Raw genomic sequence first — 5,844 nt, 5'->3', positions numbered from 1 at the left:
CCCAGTCATCCTAAAAAACAAACAGTGTATGAATGGGTGTCAAAGAAGACTATTCCATTTCATAAGATGACCAAGGGACTTATGTTCCTAAAGTCAGAAATTGATGAATGGCTGAAAGGTGGTTATCAGAAAACAGAAGCGGATCTACAGCGTGAAGCTCAGGAATTCATATTATCTAAAAAGGTACGATGATTAGAGAAAGGAACGGAGCCAATGACTACTGGGAAGGACTGGAGAATCTTACTGCATTCTCCTTCTTCTTGAAGCCAATCCACAACATTGAACCATATCGTGCAATCACTGTGGTAGATGTCTATCGATACGTTACCGGTCATTATGCCAAGAAACAAACCTTGACTTTACGTTCCATGGAATCCTCAAAAGAAGCGAAACAATACAAGGCCACACACTTTGACTATTGTACCTTCTCTGGAATTTTCAGAAAGAGGAACGAAAGGGAAATAATAACACATTCGGGATTGATGTGTCTTGACTTTGACCATGTAACGGTACCCGAAGAGCTTAAACAAAAACTCATTAATCATGAATATTTTGATACTGAGTTGATGTTTACGAGCCCTTCAGGTGATGGAGTAAAATGGATAATCTCTGTCGACTTGAGAAACTGGGAACATTCAAGATACTTCAAGTCGGTTGCCAATTGCATTCAAGCGACAGGATTGCCGCCTGTCGATAGTTCTGGAAGTGATGTTGCACGCTCATGCTTTTTACCGTATGACCCACAAGCATACATAAACCCTAAATACGAAGAATATGTCCAAGAAAACATTTTTACCCCAAGAATGGGAGGATGCCCCTTCTAATCATCTTGTTACAACACCCATGCATCCCGCTTCTACATATAATAATGTGGAAGAGGATGTGGGGCGCATTGTACATGAAATAGAAAAGCAAGGGATAGACATTGCTCCCGATTACAAACAATGGGTAGACCTTGGCTTTGCCCTTGCGGATGGATTGGGAGAAATGGGAAGAAACTACTATCATCGTATTAGTCAGCTACATCCGAACTATAACTACACGAATACGGACAAGCAATATACCAATTGTCTGAATGGCAAGGGACATGGGATAACTATCAAATCATTCTTCCATTTGGCAATGAACTCTGGTATTACAGCTAGCAAACAAGATTTTACCATTTTACCAAATAACCAAAATGGTAAAACGGTAAAATGGAAAAATGAGGAGACCGATTTACCCGTTCTGCCTGATGAAGTATTTGATAATCTTCCTCCCTTTCTGGCCAAGGTTGTAGATAATGCCTTATCAAAAGAAGACAGAGACACCATTCTTCTTGGAAGCATTGCCTGCCTGTCTGCCTGTTTCTATAATGTCTGTGGTGTTTATGATGAACGAATCGTATATGCCAATCTATATTTATATGTTATAGCAGATGCAGGAATGGGGAAAGGCAGTCTTTCTCTTTGCCGAGAACTGGTTACCCCCATCAACCAAAGACTGCATGAATTAACGAAAGAAGCAGAGAAACAATATAAAGAAGCTATTGCATACAACAAAAGTAAGAAATCAGAAGGACCAGTTCCATCGGAACCACCCATGAGAATGTTTATTATACCTGCTAATAGCAGCGCCAGTTCATTATTAAAAATTCTTGCAGACAATGATGGTATAGGACTATTGTTTGAGACGGAAGGTGATACATTAAGCCAGACTCTTAAATCTGATTATGGCAATTACTCTGACACGCTCCGTAAAGCATATCATCATGAAACAATCAGTTTGAGTAGAAGAAAGGACAGAGAATATCTTGAGGTAAAAAATCCTAGATTGTCCGTTGTTCTAGCAGGCACTCCCGAACAGGTGCGCAGACTTATTCCTGATACAGAGAACGGATTGATGAGTCGTTTCATCTTTAATATGCTTCCGTATAAACGTTACATCAGGAATGTGTTTGCCACGGACGACATTTCCAAATCAAAGAATGTTATCTTCAGGAATCTTGGAGAAGAACTCTATCACTATCAAGCGGAATTCATACAGAGTGGTAATTATTCTTTTTCCCTACCATCTCATCTGCAAACAGATTTTGTAGAACACCTGATTCAACTCAACAATAAGTATTGCGATGAAGTGGACGACCGCATTCAAGGAGTTATTCGCAGAATGGGATTGATTGCATTTCGTATGATGATGTTATTGACTACACTTAGAAGATTGAACCACTTGCCTACAATTAGAGCACCTGATAATACGTTCCCACTTGTATGCCAGGAGGTAGATTACCGAACAGTCATGACTATATGTGACACGATTATTGAACATTCGGTCTATTGGTATAAAAAACTAACTCCGTATTTTGGAGTAAATCGTGAATCCGAATCTCTAAAAAGAAGCGAACGTTTCTTTGATTTACTACCAGATACATTCAGTAAGAACACATTCGATTCTTTGGTAGAACAATACAATGAGAATCCGAATACGGCCATCAAGTGGATTGACAAATACATCAAAAAAGGAAAACTCAACCGAATCTCACAAGGTCATTATGAGAAGATCGAAAGAAAATAAACATATCAATTTACAGAACCGGTCAAACGACCATAAATTTTACGAATATGAAGAAGTATAGAAAACAAGAAGAACAAAAATCGACATTGCAGGAAATGGGACATCCATTCAAGAAGAACACTCTCACCTATGCGATTAAAAATCATGCGGTGCAAAAAGTAATTGATTATAATCTAATCGAAGAAGCATTTACTTCAGCATGTTTCTCACATAAACACTTGGTATTTGATACTGGTATTACAAGACACATCCATGGCAGATATATCCCGAAACGCAGTATCACACTTCATTGTAATGTACAATAAACAATGGTAACGATTTTAGAAGGGCAAGTTTGTGTTTTAGTCCGACTAAAACTATTGGCTAACTCTATTGGTTTGCCATTGAACTTGCCTTCTAAAATCTCTTTCCTAAATCACACGAGAATGACAACAAAGAAAAAAGCAGGTGGTCGTCCTAAGCTGGCCGAATATCAAAAGAGAACCAAGAGTTGCCAAGTCATGTTCAACGAATCCGACTATATCTATGTCATGGATAAAGCCCAAAGATGCGGACTGACCATCAGCGAATATTGCCACCAGGCAGCTATGGATGGAGCAGTCAAGGAACACATCCAACCAGAACAGGCAGCACTCATCAGAGACATAGCAGGTGTTGCTAACAATGTCAACCAGATTGCCCATAAGATGCATGCGTTCGGACTGGAAGAGACCTACCATTCCTGTCAGGAAATCATTAATGTATTACTCAACCTCATCAACGAATCCAAGTAATATATGATAGCAAAGATAAAGACAAGAGAATCATTTGCTGGTATCGTGGATTATGCCCATGATTACAACAATGACAAGAAGAAAGCACGACTTATAGATTATAAAGATGTATGTATTATCAGCAACAAGTCCATAGCCGATTCATTCACAATCCAAGCATCCATGCGTTCGAAGATAGCGAAACCTGTCAAACATATTTCGTTGGGGTTCTCTCCTAACGATGCCCATCTTTTCACTGACGACGAAAAAGGTGATGAACTCATGGTAAGGATTGCTAAAGATTGGATGAAAGAAATGGGTATCACCAATACGCAATACATCATTGCCAGACATCTTGACACCGAGCACCCCCATTGTCATCTTGTCTTTAACCGAATCGATAACGATGGTAATGTCATTTCTGATAGTCGTGAACGAATACGGAATATGGCGGTATGCAAACTACTCAACAAAAAATATGGTTTATATGTGGCTCCATCCAAAAGCAAGAAGATCCATGAAGACAGGTTACGTGGGTATGAAGCCAAGAAACATAAACTAAGAATGGACATCAACCATATTCTCGATAGGTCATCCAATTGGGACGAATTTTGCAGGCTACTGAAAGAAGCAGGTATCAATATCCGCTTTTTCACAAGTAGCCAAACAAATACAATCAGAGGTATTTCTTTTGCGAACCATCAAATAAGTATATCTGGATCCAAATTAGAACCAAAGGTACTAACCTACGGTCAACTGTGTTTTAAATTAGGGGAAAGGGAAAATACAGAAATTTCAAGTCCCAATATGGAGGGGCACTATCAGTCTTTCATGCATACCGGAGGCTCATCCAAACATTCTAATGATAATACTGAATGTATGGAATCAAGTACGATAGAAAATGAAAGTTCAGGCTGTACAAATACATCTGCCGTTGGTGAAGCCTTGATTGAATTGATACTTCAACCCCATCAAGTACAAACTGGTGGTGGAGGTGGCGGTAGTGATAACCGCGGATGGCGCGATGATGACAAAGATAAGGACAACAATAATAATCGAACCTATAAAAGACGAAGATAATGAAGGAAGATATAATAGCTGCCAATCTCAGTAGCATACGACAGAGCATTGAGGAACTCAAAAAGTATAATTCTTCGCAATTCCCCCAAAACGTCCCGAATTGGGATGAATTAGTAAACAAAATAGCCCAGGTAGCAGCCAATGAGGTCAGAATCTTGTTGGAAAACCGCCAAAAAAAATTTAAGGAGGAAGCAGTAAAGAATGTAAAAGGTGAAATGACTTATGACGAATACATTGATAGTCTATCTGAACGATACGATGATGTACTCCACAAGATAGATGTTCTTTACGATCTTTGGGTGAAAATATGCAAAGTATACCATCAGATGAATGAAGAACGGAAAAGTCTAAAGGTAACCATCGAAAAGTTTGAAAATGAACTGGGATGTATCAATGATAAAATCCAAAATAACCATCCACAACTGCTAAAATTTCCTATTATGCCCAGCACCCCTAAAGGCCTAATCACATATCTCCTGGCTGACATACCCAGCTACTGGACAAAACGAATTTGGCATAGCAAACATGTTAAAAATCTGATACTCATTATCCTGATATGTCTATGGGCAATTTTCATTGGGGTAACAGGGTTTATTATACGAGATAATATGGCGATGCATGAAAAGATGAAGCAGATGGAATTGGAATGGAGGAAATAAATGTGGTATGCAAAATAGACTCATCCACTTTGTTAGACCATTTGTCCGAAGGTTACTAAATTTATTGGAATGGTATCGGGCAAATGGTCTTGTATTTTATTCTTTAGGACCTATCTCATGCCATCGGAAGCAGTTGCCGAGATTTTCTCGGTAACTGAATTTTTTTCAAGTTCCCCAGAAGCAAAGATATTCTTTAGATGAAGTCCTATGTTATCTGTAGAGCAATCAAACAGCATACCCATAGCTTTCTGGGGACACCAAACTGTCTTATCCTTACAGTAGACTTCAACACCTTGTTCCTTCCCTTCAACTTGAAAAATTAGGAACTCAGCTGTGCTATTTCTTATTTCTTTACACTTTGCCATAATATTCTATATAGTCAATAGTGTTTATTTATCTGAACATTAAACGCATTTCACCGTCCGCAGCCTTCATTTTGAAAGCGTGACAGTTTGTCACAGTTTGATTTCCCTCCTCTGTAAGACGTTGTTTGAGTTTATTGAGGATTAGCACTTTCAGTCAGTACAGCCACAACATCAACAATAGAGAAATACCATTTCTCATGCTCGTCATCCCAAACAGTACGCACCTTACGTTCTTCAAATAATTGTATAGTTTGTTTCTTGGTCATATAATATTAATATCTTTTTCACTACTTTTTTAAAATCAGACAAAATTATCCATTAAAAAAGGTGCTTATTTAATCTCACTTTATCAATTAATTAGGGTGTCCAGTTAGATGTTCCGAAAAACAGATGCTGAAATCACCCGATAAGTTATTAATATAACGCTCTGATATT

Annotated in this window: 7 protein-coding genes and 2 pseudogenes; 7 read left to right on the top strand and 2 right to left on the bottom strand. The window is 38.5% G+C overall.

What is annotated here, in order from left to right:
• The 7 genes from ABUA47_RS18030 to ABUA47_RS18000 form a co-directional block, all read left to right on the top strand.
• Positions 1 to 192: helix-turn-helix domain-containing protein (locus ABUA47_RS18030; RefSeq protein ID WP_349831851.1), on the top strand; the 192-nt coding region annotated here is incomplete at its 5' end.
• On the top strand, positions 189 to 824 hold the full coding sequence (locus ABUA47_RS18025) for a BT4734/BF3469 family protein (protein WP_178286285.1): 636 nt from the start codon (positions 189 to 191) through the stop codon (positions 822 to 824). The genes ABUA47_RS18030 and ABUA47_RS18025, both read left to right, overlap by 4 nt.
• Positions 775 to 2,553: a DUF3987 domain-containing protein gene (locus ABUA47_RS18020; protein ID WP_178286287.1), complete on the top strand. Its 1,779-nt coding sequence runs from the start codon at positions 775 to 777 to the stop codon at positions 2,551 to 2,553. Before ABUA47_RS18025 ends, ABUA47_RS18020 begins: the two co-directional genes overlap by 50 nt.
• A gap of 47 nt (positions 2,554 to 2,600) precedes the next feature.
• A complete protein-coding gene (locus ABUA47_RS18015; protein ID WP_178286289.1) occupies positions 2,601 to 2,858 on the top strand; it encodes a hypothetical protein in 258 nt (85 codons plus the stop codon).
• 120 nt (positions 2,859 to 2,978) lie between these two features.
• On the top strand, positions 2,979 to 3,326 hold the full coding sequence (locus tag ABUA47_RS18010; RefSeq protein ID WP_410520145.1) for a plasmid mobilization protein: 348 nt from the start codon (positions 2,979 to 2,981) through the stop codon (positions 3,324 to 3,326).
• Positions 3,327 to 3,329: 3 nt separating this feature from the next.
• Complete coding sequence (locus ABUA47_RS18005; RefSeq protein ID WP_178286291.1) at positions 3,330 to 4,385, top strand: relaxase/mobilization nuclease domain-containing protein; 1,056 nt, start codon at positions 3,330 to 3,332, stop codon at positions 4,383 to 4,385.
• Positions 4,385 to 5,044 (top strand): hypothetical protein, encoded by a 660-nt coding sequence (locus tag ABUA47_RS18000; RefSeq protein ID WP_178286292.1) that lies wholly within the window; start codon positions 4,385 to 4,387, stop codon positions 5,042 to 5,044. The genes ABUA47_RS18005 and ABUA47_RS18000 overlap by 1 nt, the downstream gene beginning before the upstream one ends.
• 119 nt (positions 5,045 to 5,163) lie before the next feature.
• On the opposite strand, the pseudogene ABUA47_RS17995 reads toward ABUA47_RS18000, so the two are convergent.
• Together ABUA47_RS17995 and ABUA47_RS17990 are read right to left on the bottom strand one after the other, a co-directional pair.
• Positions 5,164 to 5,409, bottom strand: a pseudogene (locus tag ABUA47_RS17995) (hypothetical protein); the annotation flags it as partial.
• A 40-nt stretch (positions 5,410 to 5,449) separates the two neighbouring features.
• A pseudogene (locus ABUA47_RS17990) lies at positions 5,450 to 5,675 on the bottom strand (hypothetical protein); the annotation flags it as partial.
• Positions 5,676 to 5,844: the final 169 nt, after the last annotated feature.

Origin of the sequence: Bacteroides sp. RTP31139st1_H2_RTP31139_211217 (assembly GCF_040227615.1) — a bacterium.
GTDB lineage: Bacteria > Bacteroidota > Bacteroidia > Bacteroidales > Bacteroidaceae > Bacteroides > Bacteroides uniformis.
This window is presented reverse-complemented; position numbering and strand designations above follow the sequence as displayed.